An 18788-nucleotide genomic window follows, 5' to 3' on the forward strand; every position below is an offset into this window, starting at 1 on the left:
GTCCAGTAACCAGTTTGCCATAAAGTGGGGAAAAAGTTGCAAACACCCTATTGCAAACGTTTGCATAAAGTTCTATTTTAAAATGACGCCGCGTGCAACCTGACGCTTCTGCGTATCCATTCACAGAATGGTTTTGTGCCTAGAGCCAAACTAACGGGCAATTGGCGGCGCATAAAAACAGCAAATAGCATGCATAGACATAGCTATGCACACACTGACAACACATATGACAACCAAGGGGGCAGTTCCTGTGAACCTAGGCAACAAATATTCTCTAATCGCATCAGCGGTGGCAGCCGCAATTTCGGTATCGGGTACAGCGTACGCAGAGCAGCAAGACGCGAAGCAAGACAAAAAAGTCGAGACCATCATTGTATCTGGTACACCTGGTGGTGCGGGTATTCGCAAGCTGGACGCCAGTTTTGCGGTTACCAACGTCGATGCCGTGCAAATTGAACGTTTAGCGCCGAAAAGCACAGCAGATCTGCTTAAGTCGGTACCTGGGATCTGGGTCGAAAGTTCAGGTGGAGAATCCGGCGCCAATGTATTCGTACGCGGATTTCCGGGCGGCGGTGATGCGCCTTTTTTGACAGTGAGCCTGCAAGGTTCACCGATTTACCCGGCACCAACTTTATCATTTTTAGAAAACTCATCAATATTCCGTCTTGATGAAACCATTTCCCGCATGGAAGGACTACGTGGTGGTCCAAACCCGGTCGTATCAAATGGTCAGCCTGGCCTGACCACAAACTTCCACCTTAAGCGTGGTTCAGAAGAAACAGAAGGCACGGTTAAATACACCACTTCTGATTACGGGCTTCAGCGTATTGACGGTGTATTGAGCGGTGAACTCAGCGACGATTTCTATTACATGATCGGCGGCTACGCAAAACGGTCTTCTGGTATCCGTGACGCAGGCTTTACTTCTGAGAAAGGCCATCAGTTTACTATCAACCTAACCAAAGAATTCGATAAGGGTGAGTTTAATGTCTACACCCGTCAAACCGATGATACCGGCGCCTGGTATCTGCCTACACCGCTAAATGTTGAAGGCGTGGATGCTGGCTTTACTCAGTTGGGTACGCTTAACCGTCAGGCAAGCATCCACGTTGCAGGGCAGGATATGGAGATTGATCTGGGCGAAGGCCGTGGCTGGAAAGGTCACGTCTCAGGCGGTAGCCTGAAACTCGAATTACCTAATGGCTGGCAGCTGATCGACCGCTTTAGCCTGACCCAGGGCGATGCCAACACCTATGGCCTGGTGCCCGATGGCGCAGCAACTAATCTGGCCAGCGTGGCAGACAATGGTACAAGTGCAGTAGGCTCAGTGACAGGCACTGTCTACGACGGCAGTACCATGGTACAAAACTACGGCCGCTGGGTTGTGCTTAAAGAGATTGATGCCTTCACCAATGACTTAGCCATCAGTAAAGAGTTTTCAAAGGTTAACAGCGCGTTTGGTATTTATACAGCAACCACCTCAGCAAAAGATTGGTGGAGCCTGGGTAACTCTGCATACCATGTTCTGAGCGCAGGCGGTGAGGCTCTTACTGGCATCGACTGTAACAGCAGCGATGACGGCTGTGGTTTCAACTACGATATCAATAGTACCGGCGATGCAACCACTGTGGCGTTTTATACCACACACAGCTATCGCGCCACAGATTCGCTCACTCTGGATCTGGGTTTGCGCAGCGAAAAACACGAAGTAGACTACTCAGTTGATGAAGGTCTTGACGGCACTATCGACAAGTTTGTTACTTATGATGAACGCAAAACGTCCTGGACTCTGGGCGCTGACTTTAAACTGGACGACAAAAGCGGTGTATTCGCACGTATGAACAAAGGCTATAAAATGCCTTACTTCGACGACTTCCGAGACAACTATGGAGCCTATCAGAACGGTGAACGTCTGATCAAAGAGGTCACTCAAGCAGAAATTGGCTACAAATATATGGGTGAAAGCAGCGACCTGTTCGCGACCTTGTTTGCTAACGAAGTACAAGGCGATACGTTTGTCAGAAAACCAGGCGACCCGGCAGAGATCCTGACTAACGAAGCAATGGGGATTGAGGTCGATTACAACTTCAATCACAGCTCAGGCTTTAGCGTAAACATGAACGCCACGTGGCAGAAAACCGAAATCACAGAAAGCCCTGACAATGTTGGCAACGAAGCACAACGTCAGCCAGCCTGGCAGGTGCGTGTCACACCCAGCTATGAGTTTGAACTGGGCGATATGTTCGCCACTGTGTATGGCACAGTGTCAGCTGTGGATGACCGTTACGGCAACAACGAAAACACTGTGGTACTGGATGGCTACGAAAAATTTGATCTGGGCTTTACCTTAGAGCCAACTGAGCAGGTAAAACTGATGGTGTCGATAGACAACCTGACCGATGAGCAGGGTATCACCGAAGGTGACCCACGTAACGCTGACGCACCAAACGGCCGCTACATTATGCCACGTAGTGTGAAATTCAGCGTAAGCTACAGCTTCTAACTCCCTGAAAATCAGACAGCCCAGGCACTATGCTTGGGCTTTTTCGTTTTTATCACTAAACTCTTTATTACAACAATATAATCATGACTCTTTGCACAGGTTCACTGACTAATGGGGTAGAAAAGATGAATATTGAAGATGTCCGCAATGGAGAATGGGTTGAGTATCACAAACACCCGGTCGAGGTGCTCAGCGTGGACAAGCAGCATAATATGGTGACCATTTATGATGCGCGCTCACAAAGTAAAGTCGACGTACATATTGACGAACTTAAAGATGACCCGCAGTGCCACTGCGACTCCTATTTGTACTTCTGATTAAAGCATCAATCGAATCAGGCCTGCCCTATTTTGACTCTGGCGGGCCCTGTTTTAGCCGACATTCACAACCGTTTCGTTAAACTGCAAACACAAAACATTATCACGCTAATCGCCACCTCCTTCTCCCCCACCACAGAAGTCACCTTCAACGCCAGCACTAAAACCGCTGTCACTGTAGTAGCTGCGAGCATAAGTTAGCAACGACTCAAAGTTAAACCTTGGCCAGTCATCAAAGCAGTGCTTGCCGACCTCAGCCCGCAAATCGGTATAGTTAAACTCCGTCTGAAGCGCATCGAAATCGTCCCTGGAGCAAAACATTGCAAAGGCATAAATCTGATTGTCATCATTGTCAAAGGCCTGAGCAAAAATCTCTTTAACCTGATCTACAGAGTAGTTAGCTTGTCTGGTGTAGGACTCTACGAGTAAAACTGGAAGACGTAATGCGATTGATTTAATTGTGTTCTTCTTTTTAGAGAATAAAAACACCTGGTACTCCTTCTGATATTCCCTACTGGGCAGAATATCAATGCAGCCTTGGGAATGTCAAAAAGCCCACTTATGGCACTTTGCTCCGCAGCGCCATAAGTGTAGTAAGTCTTTTGTCTTTAACGTTGTTCTATCACCCACTTTGCATTGTCATTGCTGGCTTTTCCATGACGGTTCAGGTGCAATTGTTGTGAGCTGCTATCAAGCCAGACATATTGCGCCCAGCGCGTGTTTTTGAGATTCCACACTCCACCTTGATCAATCAGATCAAACCCAGAGTCTTTTGCAGAGTCCCATAACTTTACATAGCCGCTTGAAGAGGCACTGTAGCTCAGGAACAGACCTGCATTTTCTCTGGCGCGAAAATACACTTGCTGGTTTTTACCGGTCACACCGATGAATTCGACAGGCGTATTGCCACTGGCCTTAAGTCTGGCATGATTCTCCAGACCTGACTCGCTTGATACCGACAGTCCTGTCTCTGCACTTTTCAGGATCATGGCCTGACCCGCATCCGCAGGTAAGTCTGGTGCTTGCCAGCCCTCAGGGGCTGTTTTCCAGAAAGTTGATTTCCACTGCCAATTGTATGGCATGTCCATCAGGGGATCGTTAAGATCTTCGTAACCCTCAACGGCTTCAACATTGTATAGGCACTGACGGCGTTCTTCGTCCAATTGAGCGACCCGTTCCAGCTGGCTAACCGTTCCAACGTTCAACTCTGCCATACACTGTTCAAGAGATTTCCCTTTACCTGATTCACCCGGTGCCAGAACATAAGTGTGATCACGACGGCTTTCATCATCGTACCACTGACGCATGGCAACTTCGTCAAATGATAACCAGGCATCAACCAGCATCTGGGCTTGCGTCCGTGCATAGGCTTCTCGTTGTTCAAGCGGCATAGCCATAGTGCGGATAAATGCCGCCCACAGATCTTTACTGGCTTCAAGTGCAACAAGGGCTACAGGTTTCATATTACTCGGACGATAGCCTTCCCAGCTGCCATCTGTACGCGTGCCCGGATACCAGATCACATCGCCACTTTCATAGCTGATAGCGTCGCCAGTTGCATGAGTATGCTGCTCAGCCCCTTCGGAGCACAAATAGGCTTTTACTTGCCAGACTTTTTCATAGTTGTCTTCAGGCAGCCGAACAGTATGCTCGGGGCTAAATGAATCCTGGAACAGGTGCACTGCGCGACCAAACAGGAAGTAGTTGTGGTCAACCTCCACCGCACTGGCATAGCCGCCCCCATCCCATACTTTGATCTGCTTGCTTTGGGCCATTGCCGCATTAACGAAATGGTCAATAAACCGCGCTTGTCCGCGCTTTGCAGCGTCTACACCACCCGCACCACCCACATCGTCATAACGACGCATAAAGTGGTCCTGCTGCAAGTCAGCAGGTTCCTGCGCCACGGCGTTAAAACAATTTGGACCCGTAGGATCGATACTGGCATTGGTCACATTGAAACCAGCAATATCCACCCAGCGCTCACCGACTATTGCCGCGAAGATTGCGTCGTATTCTGAGTAATAGGTATTATCATTGCGACGACTGGCGAGAATTTTAGCGACTTCAGTTTGTGCGATATTGAGTTCTGTCGATTTTGCTAAGCCTTTGTTCCAGCTCAGGCGAGGATCATTGGCATCTTCTACCTGAGTGTTTTGTGACAAAAGCTCAAGGGCTGAGGTTCGGGTTAACCATTCATGACCAATCGGCATTACCCCGCTGCCGCCCAGCTGGGTAAATGCTGTAACTTGAGCACTTGCCGCAATAGCAACAAAACAAGCAATAGATTTTAACTTCATAATTACTCCTTAATTAATTTAGCCGCATCATTGTCACACAACTGAAATATGAAATCTTTAATAAAAACATAAAAAATTCATATAAAACATAAAAATAAGAATAATTAGTGAGTTTAAATCACATTTTCAGTATGAAAATTCAACAAACGTGGACTGAAGAAATGACTCTTTTATAAAGCAAAAGCGCAAGTCACTCGCTACATTTATTGCTTTGGAGTCGGATAAGGGTTGTTGTGTGTCGGGAGTATCACGTAAAGTGAAGCCAGGAGGTCAGCGCTACACATTGTGTTTTGCCAACCTCGTGCAGGGCGTATTAACTAGAGCGCCGGGCCATCAGCGTAAGTCTGCCGGCGTTGGGTAGTCCGGATGCTCAACATTTTTTTGAGACCACACAGCCGGGATAGCCGGTTCCCATTTTTCTTCAATCAACTTAACCAGAGTTGCCAGGTCATGCTCAGGTTTACCATAATACTCCAGCCAGCCTACTGGCACATCTTCCGGCTCTGCCGCCTGGATCACATGCGCCATCCATTGCTTTCTGAGCTCAGCCCATTGTGCAGATTGCTTTCCACTTTCGGCAATGCCTTCAACAGGTCGTAACTCGATATAGATGGTGCGTCGCGGACCTTCACTTCTTTTTGGCTCAGAACTATGTAAGATCATCATGTCCTGTACCAAAATGTCACCCGCCTTTGCTGGTTGTTGTACTACGCCGGGAATATTCCAGCCATACTGACTTGAAAGCGCATAGATATCTAAAATCTCATGTTGCGAGTCCGGGATATAACGCAAACAGCCATCATCAAGATCAGCATCATCCAGATATACGCCAACATTCAGATAGGGATAATTCCTCGGATGTGGTGCGCCGTGATGCCAGGAAATATGCGGATGAGGGTGCTGATATTTGTATACCAAATCAAGCTGCATAGGCACACAGCCCTCCCCAACCATTTCCTCACAAATTGCCATCATAGTTGGGCTGGCCAATAAGTCTATGATAAGTTCAGGGTCATCAAACAGTAGATCATTGTAACGAAACAGTTTCGGCTCGCCAGATTCAGTAGACAAATAATACTGATTGCGCACTGCCCCGTTTGCCAAATCTTCCTTTGCCGATGCTTCCAGTTTGACAGACAAGTCCCTCAGGCGTTGTAATAACTCTTTTGACAACGCTTGTTCAAAACGAACGAACCCATTTTGCTCATAAAAGCCCAGCTTTTGTTTTTCTATTGATGCCATAACCTGACTCTTTCTTTGTCTTATAACCAATAACTTAGCATTACTTATTGTCATTAAAATAGCAATTACGCTTTGTTACGCCGTGACGCTCACGTTTTTAGGACACCAGACAACTATTGATCCGATGCAAGTGATAATTTAAGTGCACTTTGTACATGCAGATTGGTCGTATCGTAAAGAGGTATATCAAGCTCAGTGTCGCCAATAAGCAGGGCTATTTCAGTACAACCCAAAATAACCGCTTGAGCACCGGCGGCTTTCAGTGCCGCGATGATTTTTAAATATTCATCCCGGGAGCTGTCATTGATTTTCCCCAGGCATAGCTCCTGATATATGACATCATGAACGCGCTGCTGATCGGCACTATCTGGCACACAAACTTGCAAAGCGTACTTATCTTCCAAACGCTGCCGATAAAAAGCCTCCTGCATTGTAAAACGCGTACCGAGCAGTCCGACTTTCTTTATGTGATCTCCTACCAGCGCCTGCCCCGCTGCATCGGCAATATGTAACAAAGGGACGGAAATCGCCTGCTGAACCTCGTCTGCAACTTTGTGCATTGTGTTGGTGCATATCAATACAAAGTCTGCCCCCGCAGCTTCGACAGACTGCGCTGCTCGCGCCAATAACTCAGCTGCTCCTTGCCAGTCACCTTTATGCTGCTGCGCTTCTATCTCTGCAAAATCAACACTGACCAAAACAATTTTGGCCGAATGTAAGCCGCCCAGCTGTGCTTTTACCCCCTCATTCAGCAAAGTGTAATAGCTTAACGTTGACTCCCAACTCATACCGCCTATCAGTCCGATTGTCTTCATTGCTGTTATCCCATTGTGTTTGTTCTGATATTACCAGACTCTCACAAATAACCACGGTAGTGCAGCTTTTTATCAGCCGCAGGTTAGACAAAACCTGCGACATATTCTGCATACCTGACTCACCCGCTCGGCAAATATATCTCAATTGTGCCAGTTCACTTGGCTAGGCTTTGTCATCATTTCGTTATTGTACCCGTTTAGATTGTTTCTTATTTGCACCAATTCTCAATCAGTCAGAGTTTGCGGACTCTGAGCACAATAACAAAAGGACTCAACAATGAAACGTGGTACTAAAAGCCTGCTGGCTTTATCAGTGATTTTTGCCCTTGCGGCCTGCGATGGCGACAATGGCAAAGACGGGCAAACAGGTACAAATGGTGAAGATGGCGTCAACGGCGTAAATGGCAATAACGGTGCGAAAGGATTAACCAGCCTGCTAACTCAGGTTTCCCTGCCTATGGGCGATACCCAATGCTATTTTGGAGGTGTAGCACTGCATTCTGGCGTTGACAAGGACAATGATAACCAACTCAGTGACGCGGAAATCACCCAGACCAATTATGTGTGCCAACCTTCTTCGCTTTCAACGCAAGGGTCTGCGTTGCCTCATACCGCTCTGCGCAGCGATCTGCAAAATGGCGATATTGCTGGTAGCACTTTCGAAATCCGAAACGGCGGCTATGGCTCAGATATGGTTGCCCACCCTACCAACAATACACAGTTTTATGCTTTGACGGACCGCGGGCCCAATGCCACTTATACAGGAGAGTACGGAAAAGGTAAGAAGTTTCCGACACCCGACTATACGCCCCGTATTGGCTTATTTGAGTTACAACAAGATGGTCGCGTGGTCAAATTAAAAGAAATTTTGCTCAAGCGCCCGGATGGCACGCCAATCACAGGTCTGCCCAATAGCTCAGACCTTGGGGGCACAGGAGAAACGCCTTATACAGCAGAAGGTGCGCCCATTTTAGTCGACAACTCTCAGCCATATCATGAGCAGGACAACCCGCTTAAACTAGACGACTATGGCCTTGACGGTGAGGGCCTGGTTGCCTTAAAGGATGGCAGTTTTTGGGTCAGTGATGAGTATGGCCCGCATATTGTTCACTTTGATGCCAACGGCGTTGAACTGGCCAGAATTAACGCGTTCGCAGAAGATAACCGGGTCGCATTACACCTGCCGGCTGAATTTGCCAATAGACGCGCCAATCGCGGTATGGAAGGCCTGGCAATCACACCAGACGAAAAAACGCTGGTAGGTATCATGCAATCTACTCTGTATAACCCATCCAAAACTGTCAAAGATCTGGATATCGTTCGTATTGTCACCATCAACCTGGAAACTAAAGCCGTGGGACAGTACCTGTATAAGCAGGAAAAAAATCAGAACTCAAATTCTGGTATTGTCGCATTGTCTGACTCAGAATTTTTAGTTATTGAGCGAGACGGTGCATTTTATGGCACCAATCCGGATGCCATGAAGCGCATCTACAAAATCAACCTGAGTAACGCAACCAATCTGGAAGACATCGCTTCATCGCCGTTGATAGTGCAAGATGACGCGCTCGGTTTGGTTATTTCCGGCAAAACACTGGAAGAGGTGGTCATGGAACAAGGCTGGGAAGCACTTAATGACGCCGGGATTGTGCCTGTCGCTAAATCTCTGGTGCTGGATCTGATTGACCAGGTTAGCTATCCACACGATAAGCTGGAAGGCATGTGGCTGATTGATAATACAAGGCTGGGTGTACTGAATGATGACGACTTTGCGACCTGGTCCACCAATGGTGTACTTGAGCAAAAATACCTGGATACAGGCAAAACACAAGTAGACAGTAATCGGCTGTATTTATTCGAAAACCTTACCCTGGATAATTAACTCACTTTTAAAGTTAAACGACTCCAATAACGTTAAAAGCCAGGATGTCCTGGCTTTTATTATGATGTTTTTGAACAATCAGATGCTTGGATCGGGGCAGTTCATAAACTCATTTGAATAGCAGTTTCCATTGGTCGGACAACCGTAAAAGACCGCCGTATTGCAATGCGGTTGCATAGTTGGTCCACACAAAGGCGCAAAATCGGTCGGATAACCACCTGCTACTTTTGGTGTCATATTGTTTGGCAGCGACTTTTCGTCAGCTGTCAGGCCTTTGAGTTTTTTCTTGTTAAGTGTCAGTTTCATGGCTTATTTTCCTTATACTATATACTGAATTTATGCTGGGATCCGGCAGTATTGATCTCCATTTGCGGTATAGCAATCACCGTTAGTTGGGCAACCCTTTTGAATGTCGGTATTGCAAGCAGGGTCTATCGTCGGGTAGCACAGGATTGGATGATTGGTATACGTACCACCCGCAACCTCAGGTGTCATTTCACCCGGCAAAGCCTTACTGTCAGCCGTCAGACCTTTGAGTTTTTTCTTGTTAAGTGTCAGTTTCATTGTAATGTTCCTTATATTAAAACCTATTGTTAACACAATAAAAACATCTAATCAACAGAATAACAAGCAACCCCCCTGTGCCTGAAGGCTACTGCGTTTTGAGCGCCTTAATTAGGGTATCTATATCTGCACGGCTAACACCCAGATGTGTAACCAGGCGCATTCCCTGATAGCCTGGCGTGATCTGGATCCCCTGTTCGACCAGCTTTTTAGCAATCTTATGAATATCCATTTCACTGGCAACGTCTACATAAACCAGGTTGGTTTGCACCGGATAAGCCGAAGTATTGAATCCATGCACTTCATTGAGCCGTTCAGCCAGATAACGCGCATTGTCGTGATCTGCACGTAGACGCTCGACATTGTTTTCCAGTGCGTACAAACCTGCTGCGGCCAGTATTCCCGCCTGACGCATACCGCCTCCCAGCATTTTTCTCAGGCGCCTTGCGTTGTAAATCAGCTCACTGCTTCCCAACAGTAAAGAGCCAATTGGCGCACCTAAACCTTTCGACAAACAAATAGTCATCGAATCAAAATGTTGCGCGATTGCCCGAATATCGACCTCTAACGCCACTGCCGCGTTATAGACGCGAGCGCCGTCCAGGTGAAGCTGTAGTTTGTGTAAATCACAAAAGGCACGTGCCTGTGTCAGGTAATCCAGACTAAGAACCTTACCGCCAATGGTGTTTTCAAGGCTCAGCAGCTTGGTGCGGGCAAAATGAAAGTCATCCGGTTTGATATACGTTGCCAGCTTTTTAAGGTCTAAACTGCCATCGGTTTCGTTTTCAACAGGTTGCGGCTGCACCGACCCCAGTACTGCCGCACCACCCGCTTCATAGCGATAGTTATGCGCACTTTGCCCACACAGATATTCATCGCCACGTTCACAATGCGCCAAAATGGCCAACAAGTTAGCCTGTGTGCCAGAACTCACAAACACCGCCGCTTCGAACCCGTGGCGCTGCGCTGCAAACTGCTCAAGTTTATTTACCGTCGGGTCATCGCCATATACATCGTCCCCAACTTCTGCCTCCAGCATAGTTTGAAGCATGTTTTTGCACGGTTTGGTCACGGTATCGGATCTGAAATCTATCATTATCGTTTTTCCTGTTTGCAGCGATAAACTAAAGCGCCAGTAGAAAACATTTTTACCCTTTATACAAGTCAGAGGCTATTACACAGATCGGTGTAGCGCTTTTCTACCCGCCATGGCGGGTTAAGGCGATTCTCACCAGCCCAGTATAATTTGATTTTATTACCTGATGGATCTGCCACGATGGCTTCGCGCCAGAGGTATGACTCTTCGGTGGGTGCCTGTAACAACGTAATACCCCGCGATTCAATCATTGCAATCCATTCATCCAGTCCCTGATGCTCAAAATAAATGGTGGTGTTATGAATGATTTGGTCTGTGCTCAGGGACAAAGAGAAAGTCGCACCTCCCTGTGGACACGCAAAGCGTGCGTAGTGGGGCGTATCAACAATTTGCGTAAAACCCAGCTTCAAATAAAACGTGATTGCGTCATCCATATTGTTAACGCTCAATGTGACCTGGTTTAAGTTCATAATTTTTTATCCTTTTTTGATCATTCATACGCGATATTGCGAAGAAAGTGCAGCAAAGATAAAACCTCAACTTATATTTAGGTCAATGACTTTTTATAAACTAAGTGGCTCTTTTATTGATGACCGCGTATGGGGTCATTCCGGTGTTAGATTGGTCTCCAATACCAAAGCGTCCCCATGACGAAGTATGCGCTCATTTCGGTGTTAGATTGGCCTCCAATACCAAAGAGCCCCCCAACTCCTCACCTTCCCTCGTCATCCCGGCCAACGAGCCGGGAACCATTCGGCAGTCAATTCAAGTGCTACAGATAATAACGCTGAGTGTCAGATAACGAGATGCAGTGCGCTTTTTACTGAGTAAAGATTGCCAAACCGAGCCGCCGGTGAGTAGATCCCGCATCAAGTGCGGGATGACCGGGTGTTGTGCAGAATGACCGCATATGAGCTCATTCCGGTGTTAGATTGGCCTCCAGTACCAAAGCGTCCCCATGACGAAGTATGAGCTCATTCTGGTGTTAGACTGGCCTCCAATACCAAAGCGTCCCCATGACGAAGTATGAGCTCATTTCGGTGTTAGATTGGCCTCCAGTACCAAGTACCGTAATCAAATGAACAACCTAAGCTCTTACCTGCGATTCACTCAGATGGTGTTGTGCAGCCAGCCCTCTGTCTTCGAGGATCACGTACAGACAGGGCAAAATAAACAACACCAGGAATGACGAAGCCGCAATGCCAAAGAGCAAACTGACTACCAGAGGCTGTAAGATCTGCGCCTGCAAGCTGGTTTCCAGTAGCAAAGGTAGCATACCTGCGACTGTGGTCGCCGTGGTAATAAATACCGCTCTGAACCTTTCGCGCGCGGCCTGTACCGCAGCCTGATGGGCATCCAGCCCTTCTTTTTGATGCTCCTTGATATAAGTGACCAGCAAAATAGAGTCATTCACCACAATGCCCGCCAGAGACACAAATCCCATCATGCTGGGAATGGTAAAATCGTAGCCCAGCAACACATGTCCCCATAGTGCGCCAATCAGTGCCAGCGGAATTGCCAGCATCACCATCACAGGCTCCATATAACTTCTGAACTGAAAACTCAGAATAATAAACACACCGACCAGTCCCATCAGGAACTTCTTGCCGATAGATGAACCAGTACTGCCCCCTTCTTTCACCTCTCCTTCATAGCTAACTGACAGAGACGGATACTTATCTAACAGCGGTGCGACGACGGTTTTGTCGACTGCGGCGATTATCTCGCCGGTATTGGCGATCGCAGCGTCGACATCGCCAATAATGGTCACCGAACGCTGGCCATCAAAGCGATTAATCCGTGCATAGCCCCGAGCCGGGATCAGCTCTGCCACTGCCGATAAGGGGATCTGCCTGCCATCGGCCAGTGTGATTGGGTAATTCTGTAACTGCCACCAGGATGCCTTATCTTCTTTTCTTAGTCGCACGTCCAGTTCAATGGTTTCGTCTCCACGCTGAAACTCATCGGCCTTTTGACCGAAAAAAGCAGTTCTGAGCTGGTTAGCAATCGTTGCCCCATCAACACCTAAAGACATAGCCCCCGGCAACAGACGTACCAGCCACTCCTCCTTACCCGGGCGCAGATCATCCATCAGATTTTGCACACCATCGTACTCGGCCAGCGCCTGCTGTATTTCGAACGAGGCACTCGATAACATGGCGAGATCGTTACCATACAAACGGATTTCGATTGCCCGCCCGGCCGGGCCAACTGCTGGTTGCTTAAATGCCAGCGCCAGCGCGCCCGGGATTTCGCCAACTGCCTCACGCCAGCGGTCCTGAAGTACCAGCAGACTGGTATTGCGCGTTTCAGCCGTGAGCAAATCGGCACGTACAGTGGCAACATGGGTCCCTTCTTCACCGGCATCCTGATTGTTGTTGTATTCAACAATCACATTTTGCACCAGCGCCTGTTGCTCAGGCTGCGCTGGTGTAAACTCCTGATTTAGCTTATTAAGTTCATCCACTGCGTGGGCAACCAGCTGTTCAGTCTCGTATAACGGCGTGCCCTGTGGCATCAGCAGTCGCATTTCAAGAATATCGCCCTCCAGCTCGGGAAACGCTTTGAACTTTAAAAATCCCCCGGCCATCAAAGAAATACTCAGGAAAAACAGCGCCAGTACTCCACCAACTACCGCATAACGATAGGTTACTACGCGTTCAACCCATTCAACGAGCACCTCTGTGCGAAAACGTTCAAAACGCTGATTAAACCGAGCTTTAAAACCAGACTCCGGCTCATCCTGTTTTTTATGCAGTGAATGCAACAGATGATTAGGCAAAATAAGGAAAGCCTCGACCAGGCTCACCACCAACACCGCCAGCAACATTTGCGGAAACACTTTCATAATTTGACCGATATCACCGGCAATAAAAGCCAGCCCGACAAATACCGATGCCGTGGTTAAAAAAGACGACAATACGCCGGGCGCCACTTGTTTTACACCTTTAATCACCCCTTCATCAATGCTTTCACCTCGCTCAACGTGGCTAGCAATACTCTCGGCAATCACTATCGCATCGTCCATCAGAATACCTATGGCCATGAGCATGCCGACCATAGAGATCATATTGATGCTCACACCCAGCACAGTCATCAGCCAGAATGCGCCAAGAAAGGAAATGGGTAGCCCCATCGACACCCAAAAAGAATAACGCCAGGTGAAAAACAACCACATTACCGCAAAGACCAGTAAAAACCCTTGCCAGGAGTTGGTCGTTAGCATGGCCAGGCGATCAGAGACAATTTTGGCCTGATCAGAGGTCAATGCCATCTCAATACCTGCAGGCAGTTGCTGACGCTCTGACTCAACAAAGTTATACACTTGCTCGACCAGGTCGAGTGCGTCCTGTGCTTTGGTTTTCTTAATTTTCAGCAGTGCAGCAGGTTTACCATTAAACTCAACTTTTGCCTCATCCAGTTCAAACCGCTCCGTGATCTGACCAAGATCTTTCAATTTTAACTGCCCGCCAGACTGAGTGCTGGCAATCACCAGCTCGCCCAGCTCTTTGGCCGTCACCCCTTGCTGGTCAAACCGAATTTGCAGAGTTTTTCCTTTGGTCTCTAAGTTACCTGCCGGTAGCTTGATATTCTGCCGTTCAATGTGGCTCACGACATCATTAATGGACAACCCATACTGGCGCAGCAAAGATAAAGACAACTCAACTCGTAGCTGCCTATCTGAAAAACCATGAATTTCTACCAAAGAGATATCGGGTAATCGCTGCAACTTATGCTTAACAGACTCCGCATAGTCTTTGAGTTCCGCCGAAGGTAAGTCTGCGCTGATGGCCAAAGTGATCAAAGACTCGGTACGGCCGAGTTCCTTAATGACCGGGCTTTCAGCCTTGTCCGGAAACGTATCGATGGCATCTACCTCGGTTTTTACATCCGACATCAGTCGGGTGATATCACCACCTTCTTGCATCTCGACTATCATTTTGGCCATGCTTTCGCGCGCTTCACAGCTGATCTGCTCTATGTCGCTGAGCCCATCCATTGCTTCTTCCAGTGGCACACATAATGCCAGTTCCGACTCCTCCGGATTGGCTCCGGGATATGGCACATTAACCTGGATCTGACTGGCCGCAATTTCTGGAAATGTTTCTCGTTTTAGCTGAGGCAATGCACTCAGTCCAAGCACAATAATGGCCAACATGAGCAAGTTGGCTGCCGTCGGGTGGCGGGCAAAGTATGCAATCATAACGTTTGCTCCTTGGCCACCTGGTTTTGCGTACGCAAAGCGCGCCCGGGCACGGCGGGGATCACATCACTTAGTACAATGACATCGCCTTCGCTAACGCCGCTTTTAATCACAGTCCGGCCATTCGATTCAAATGCCACTTCCACATGACGGATCGCCAGTTTTCCGTCTTCGAGCAAATATAATCTGTCGCCATGAAGTGCATCGGATGGTACCGATAATAACGGCAATGGCGCACCTTTTACTTTAACCTGGACGTACATATCGCTAATCAAAGGAGGACGTTTACCGGGTTCAAACGCTTTATAGTCAAATGCCACATCGACAATCAGCGTGACTGTGTTGCCTTCCGGATCAATACTTTCACCCACACTGGTTAGCTTACCCTGCCAGCTAAATTGCTTACTGCCAACGTACAAACTGGCTTCGGCGTCCAACTGCCAGGTTTGCACATCCGGATACTCTCCCTGAATCAGCTTAGGGGCAATATACTGTCCAAAATAACGCATATCGCTCAGCGCAACCTGTACAGGGATCTCCATCAAGTCGGTCCTATGTGCTGTAACCAGGCTTTCGCGTTCTGCGACGACCTGTTGCATTTCAACATTCACGGCCGCAATTTGGGCATCAAATGGCAAAGTAATGGTAGTTTTTGCCAATTTACGCTCAGCCTCACTCAGTCTGGCCTGTGCCAGTTTCACTTTGGCCTCGGCAACCGCCATATTGTCAGGGTGCTGATCCACTGCGTTTTTCACATCCAGCACTTTTTGTTCCTGAGCCCAGACATTAGCCTGTTCGGAGTCAACGGTAGATACAGACACTGAACCTGATTTAAGCAGACCCTGCTTTCGTTTAAGCTCCTTTTGCAACACACTCAGGCGTTGCTCTTCCAGTCGTAATGATAACGCCAGTTTTTCGTCGTTAAGCTGAGTACGAGACAATTCAGCCTTAGCAGAATTCAGATCGGAGCGCGCCTGTGCCAACTTAAGCTCATAATCAATTGGGTCTATTTTCAGTAACACAGTACCAGCCGTAAGTGCTTTGCCCTTTTCTAGATTAGGGTGACGGTAAATAACCCGTCCCGTCACCTCAGAGAGCGCCTGCCAACGTTCCTTTGGTCGTGCTCGGCCAAAACCCGTGACATAAGGCTCTATCAGGGTCTTTTTAACTTCTACTGTTTCGACCAGTAACGCATCTACCCCATTATTGTGTTTTTGAGGTGACTTTTTACCCGATGCAAGGGCCATTAAAATGACAATACCCAGCACAGGTAATACCAACAGCCAGCGTCTTTGTTGCCAATTAATTTTCATTTTTATCTCGCTCTTTGAAACAGCCATACTTGAACATATTGGCGTTATGGGTTGCCATCTTTGACAGCTGCTCATCGTTAAACTCTATGCCCATCTGAGTCGCCATACTCTCTCGCATATACCAGGGAAATATCATCAAACCCATCAGGTTCAACATCAACAACCTATCATCCAGCTCTTCTTTGATGAGCCCTTGCTGCTTAAGCTGGCTCAACATATTGAAGAAAAATGGCTTTCGGGTATTCTCGATTCTCTCTATCAAATAATCTCGGCAGATCCCTTGTTCAAGTACAATTTCTTTAAACATCAGAATTGGAAACGCTGGCGACTGTTTGATAACGCCATAGAAAATATGAAAGATATCTTCCAGGTCAAATGGCTTATCATCACCAATTGCTTGCTCAATGCCCGCAATAACCTCGCCGGTTACCTCCATAAACATAGCCTTATACAGACCTTCTTTGTTTTCAAAGTAGTAGCGGATCAGCGCCGCATCCACACCTGCCTCCTGCGCCAGCATGCGCGTAGTAACCTGTGAATAGGGTGATGTGGTAAAACAGCGTCTGGCGGCCAGCACCAGACGGGCTCTGCCATCTTCATCGTTTTTGTCGGGACGACCTCGGGTTTTCATATTGCTCCTGTATATCCCTGCTCGCTCCGTACCAGTCAATCTCCAGTCGAATGAGCAGAACGTTAATTCAACACCTGATGAATAAAGTAATTCTAGGGCACTGATAATTTTTGACCACAGAAACAATTCTCCAATTCGCGGTGGTTTGATGAATAGCCAGGCTGAAAGTGTCTGTTTAACGCTTGCTGATCGGTGATTCGCTCCTGAACTTATTCACGGCTTCCGATACGCTCGTCATTTATCTCACCTCAATTCTTCGTCCTGCTCACCTCTTCGCCCTACTCACCTCTTCGTCCTGCTCACCTCTTCGCCCTACTCACCTCGTCATCCCGGCCAGCGAGCCGGGAACCATTCGGCAGTCAATTCAAGTCCTACAGATAATAACGCTGAGTGCCAGATAACGAGATGCAGTGCGCTTTTTACTGAGTAAAGATTGCTAAACCGAACCGCCGGTAAGTAGATCCCGCATCAAGTGCGGGATAGCGGTGTGTGGAGCTATTGCAGTGTTAGTTTGACTACTTGTGCTTATGAGCAAGCGATACTAAAGCTCGTACTTACAGGTCAAAAAAGAAACATTTTGCTAACGAAAAACGCGTTCAGTACAGCCTATTTGTCCTGGGTAGTAAGTTTCCCGTTAAAAAAGTTACAATTAATGAACACATTAATATGCAATTAGGCTATTATTTAACACTATAACAACATGGCTGCATAACTATCTTTTCAAAAAAACGAACTAAGGGACATAGCAGCCAGATACACAACCCGTTGAACAACAATACTTGAAGGAGCCAAGATATGTTTGAACAGTTTAAGTCATGGGCCACGTCAGCGCACAAATCAGGCACAGACATGTTTACTTCCAGCCTGGTGCCACTCAGTGATGTACAGATTAAGACCGTTTTTAATCAAGGGGTTCACGATATTGCAAAATACTCCCGCAACGGCCGTTCGGTCTATATCAAGCATGTCTATCTGAACAAGCTTAACGATACGGTAAAGCCCAACATCAGTGCCAGCGATATCGACTTTTTTCGCTCATTAGACCAAATATTTCAATATTGTTATGTGCTGGTCTATGTTAAATGCTCCCGCTCAAACAAGTATGACACAGCATTTTTTTTGGATGATTACGAGGCTATCAAGGGGATAAGTAAAAGCGAGGCCATGCACCGTCAGACAGATTTAACCTCTATTGCCCGAATTATTAGAAGTGAGCTGCTTTAAACCACCTCACTTTGCTGTATTTCAGTTTACTAACTCAGGTAGGTTAACTAACTTCGCTCGGTTAGAGGCCAGCCGTATAGCACTTCCCAGCACAATAACGCATTAAAATAATATCCATTATACAAACTAATTCACCCCAAGCTTACATTGCGCTAAAATACGCAACGACGCTTGTTTCTTAATGCTTCTCGCAAAGTATTGAACATTTTTCATTCAAAATATAAAAGTAGGAAATCAACGCGTATACAGAGCAGATAATAACCATATTAGAATGAAAGCTACTTAGTGATGAATGTTTTCATCAATTGCAGGACGCATGGTATTAAACATTGCAGCAATGTTACAATAAAGTAAAATACAATCAACACACCTCTTACAGGAAATAATATGAAGAACAGTCCAGGGAAGAGAAAACGACAAATTGACAAGTTTAAAGTACAAATGCAGCGATCTATCCGGCAAATGCGCATTGAGGTGGGCTTGAGTCAGAGGGAATTAGCTGCCAAAATGTCCTCAAAAGTTGACCAATCCACTGTGAGTAACTGGGAAAGTGGAAAAACAGAAATGACCAGTGCCCAATTACTGGACTTATTTCTGATCTTTGGTAAAGATATGGTGGCAATGTACTTCGGCTTCTTGAATAACGCAGAAAAAGAGTCAGACACCAAAGAAGAACAAGAAGAGAAGGAGTCTTAGG

The 18788-nt window shown here is 47.2% G+C and carries 16 protein-coding genes; 5 read left to right on the top strand and 11 right to left on the bottom strand.

The genetic code is table 11. The features are described 5' to 3' along the window. Positions 1–226 precede the first annotated feature (226 nt). Together CWB98_RS02730 and CWB98_RS02735 are read left to right on the top strand one after the other, a co-directional pair. The gene (locus tag CWB98_RS02730) at positions 227–2503 is read left to right on the top strand and encodes a TonB-dependent receptor (RefSeq protein WP_138543631.1); all 2277 of its coding nucleotides are present in this window, start codon (positions 227–229) and stop codon (positions 2501–2503) included. A gap of 125 nt (positions 2504–2628) precedes the next feature. After that, on the top strand, positions 2629–2820 hold the full coding sequence (locus tag CWB98_RS02735) for a hypothetical protein (RefSeq protein WP_054017426.1): 192 nt from the start codon (positions 2629–2631) through the stop codon (positions 2818–2820). Between the two features lie 108 nt (positions 2821–2928). Here the strand turns inward: CWB98_RS02735 and CWB98_RS02740 are convergent, their stop codons facing one another. The 4 genes from CWB98_RS02740 to CWB98_RS02755 form a co-directional block, all read right to left on the bottom strand. Next, positions 2929–3309, bottom strand: a complete 381-nt coding sequence (locus CWB98_RS02740) for a DUF6559 family protein (RefSeq protein ID WP_138543430.1) — start codon at positions 3307–3309, stop codon at positions 2929–2931. A 119-nt stretch (positions 3310–3428) separates the two neighbouring features. After that, positions 3429–5120, bottom strand: a complete 1692-nt coding sequence (locus tag CWB98_RS02745) for a hemolysin D (protein WP_138543431.1) — start codon at positions 5118–5120, stop codon at positions 3429–3431. 333 nt (positions 5121–5453) lie between these two features. Next, positions 5454–6362, bottom strand: a complete 909-nt coding sequence (locus tag CWB98_RS02750; protein WP_138543432.1) for a phytanoyl-CoA dioxygenase family protein — start codon at positions 6360–6362, stop codon at positions 5454–5456. A 113-nt stretch (positions 6363–6475) separates the two neighbouring features. Beyond that, positions 6476–7177 (bottom strand): aspartate/glutamate racemase family protein, encoded by a 702-nt coding sequence (locus CWB98_RS02755; protein WP_138543433.1) that lies wholly within the window; start codon positions 7175–7177, stop codon positions 6476–6478. Between the two features lie 277 nt (positions 7178–7454). On the opposite strand from CWB98_RS02755, the gene CWB98_RS02760 reads away from it, so the two are divergent. After that, positions 7455–9059, top strand: coding sequence for an esterase-like activity of phytase family protein (locus CWB98_RS02760; RefSeq protein WP_138543434.1), 1605 nt, complete (start codon positions 7455–7457; stop codon positions 9057–9059). A 78-nt stretch (positions 9060–9137) separates the two neighbouring features. Here the strand turns inward: CWB98_RS02760 and CWB98_RS02765 are convergent, their stop codons facing one another. The 7 genes from CWB98_RS02765 to CWB98_RS02795 all read right to left on the bottom strand — a co-directional run bounded on the left by CWB98_RS02765 (position 9138) and on the right by CWB98_RS02795 (position 16867). Beyond that, positions 9138–9365, bottom strand: coding sequence for a hypothetical protein (locus CWB98_RS02765; RefSeq protein WP_054017432.1), 228 nt, complete (start codon positions 9363–9365; stop codon positions 9138–9140). Positions 9366–9395: 30 nt separating this feature from the next. Then, on the bottom strand, positions 9396–9623 hold the full coding sequence (locus CWB98_RS02770; protein WP_138543435.1) for a hypothetical protein: 228 nt from the start codon (positions 9621–9623) through the stop codon (positions 9396–9398). 88 nt (positions 9624–9711) lie between these two features. Next, a complete protein-coding gene (gene ltaE / locus CWB98_RS02775; RefSeq protein ID WP_138543436.1) occupies positions 9712–10719 on the bottom strand; it encodes a low-specificity L-threonine aldolase in 1008 nt (335 codons plus the stop codon). Positions 10720–10787: 68 nt separating this feature from the next. Further along, the gene (locus tag CWB98_RS02780) at positions 10788–11189 is read right to left on the bottom strand and encodes a VOC family protein (RefSeq protein ID WP_138543437.1); all 402 of its coding nucleotides are present in this window, start codon (positions 11187–11189) and stop codon (positions 10788–10790) included. Positions 11190–11806: 617 nt separating this feature from the next. Further along, on the bottom strand, positions 11807–14923 hold the full coding sequence (locus CWB98_RS02785; protein ID WP_138543438.1) for an efflux RND transporter permease subunit: 3117 nt from the start codon (positions 14921–14923) through the stop codon (positions 11807–11809). Next, entirely contained in the window at positions 14920–16236 is a 1317-nt protein-coding gene (locus tag CWB98_RS02790; RefSeq protein ID WP_138543439.1) for an efflux RND transporter periplasmic adaptor subunit, read from the bottom strand. Before CWB98_RS02790 ends, CWB98_RS02785 begins: the two co-directional genes overlap by 4 nt. After that, entirely contained in the window at positions 16226–16867 is a 642-nt protein-coding gene (locus CWB98_RS02795; protein WP_138543440.1) for a TetR/AcrR family transcriptional regulator, read from the bottom strand. The genes CWB98_RS02790 and CWB98_RS02795 overlap by 11 nt, the downstream gene beginning before the upstream one ends. A 795-nt stretch (positions 16868–17662) precedes the next feature. On the opposite strand from CWB98_RS02795, the gene CWB98_RS02800 reads away from it, so the two are divergent. Continuing rightward, a complete protein-coding gene (locus CWB98_RS02800; protein ID WP_138543441.1) occupies positions 17663–18091 on the top strand; it encodes a hypothetical protein in 429 nt (142 codons plus the stop codon). A gap of 387 nt (positions 18092–18478) precedes the next feature. Next, positions 18479–18787, top strand: coding sequence for a helix-turn-helix domain-containing protein (locus CWB98_RS02805; protein ID WP_249364582.1), 309 nt, complete (start codon positions 18479–18481; stop codon positions 18785–18787). The last annotated feature ends 1 nt before the right edge of the window (position 18788 follow it).

The organism is Pseudoalteromonas rubra, assembly GCF_005887115.1.
In the GTDB taxonomy this organism is placed as follows: domain Bacteria; phylum Pseudomonadota; class Gammaproteobacteria; order Enterobacterales; family Alteromonadaceae; genus Pseudoalteromonas; species Pseudoalteromonas rubra_F.

Excerpts from the sequence above, each read along its gene's own strand:
- CWB98_RS02730 (WP_138543631.1), top strand. The coding sequence starts at position 227 with ATGACAACCAAGGGGGCAGTTCCTGTGAACCTAGGCAACAAATATTCT.
- CWB98_RS02735 (WP_054017426.1), top strand. The coding sequence starts at position 2,629 with ATGAATATTGAAGATGTCCGCAATGGAGAATGGGTTGAGTATCACAAA.
- CWB98_RS02745 (WP_138543431.1), bottom strand. The coding sequence starts at position 5,120 with ATGAAGTTAAAATCTATTGCTTGTTTTGTTGCTATTGCGGCAAGTGCT.
- CWB98_RS02750 (WP_138543432.1), bottom strand. The coding sequence starts at position 6,362 with ATGGCATCAATAGAAAAACAAAAGCTGGGCTTTTATGAGCAAAATGGG.
- CWB98_RS02755 (WP_138543433.1), bottom strand. The coding sequence starts at position 7,177 with ATGAAGACAATCGGACTGATAGGCGGTATGAGTTGGGAGTCAACGTTA.
- CWB98_RS02760 (WP_138543434.1), top strand. The coding sequence starts at position 7,455 with ATGAAACGTGGTACTAAAAGCCTGCTGGCTTTATCAGTGATTTTTGCC.
- CWB98_RS02765 (WP_054017432.1), bottom strand. The coding sequence starts at position 9,365 with ATGAAACTGACACTTAACAAGAAAAAACTCAAAGGCCTGACAGCTGAC.
- CWB98_RS02770 (WP_138543435.1), bottom strand. The coding sequence starts at position 9,623 with ATGAAACTGACACTTAACAAGAAAAAACTCAAAGGTCTGACGGCTGAC.
- ltaE (WP_138543436.1), bottom strand. The coding sequence starts at position 10,719 with ATGATAGATTTCAGATCCGATACCGTGACCAAACCGTGCAAAAACATG.
- CWB98_RS02780 (WP_138543437.1), bottom strand. The coding sequence starts at position 11,189 with ATGAACTTAAACCAGGTCACATTGAGCGTTAACAATATGGATGACGCA.
- CWB98_RS02785 (WP_138543438.1), bottom strand. The coding sequence starts at position 14,923 with ATGATTGCATACTTTGCCCGCCACCCGACGGCAGCCAACTTGCTCATG.
- CWB98_RS02790 (WP_138543439.1), bottom strand. The coding sequence starts at position 16,236 with ATGAAAATTAATTGGCAACAAAGACGCTGGCTGTTGGTATTACCTGTG.
- CWB98_RS02795 (WP_138543440.1), bottom strand. The coding sequence starts at position 16,867 with ATGAAAACCCGAGGTCGTCCCGACAAAAACGATGAAGATGGCAGAGCC.
- CWB98_RS02800 (WP_138543441.1), top strand. The coding sequence starts at position 17,663 with ATGTTTGAACAGTTTAAGTCATGGGCCACGTCAGCGCACAAATCAGGC.
- CWB98_RS02805 (WP_249364582.1), top strand. The coding sequence starts at position 18,479 with ATGAAGAACAGTCCAGGGAAGAGAAAACGACAAATTGACAAGTTTAAA.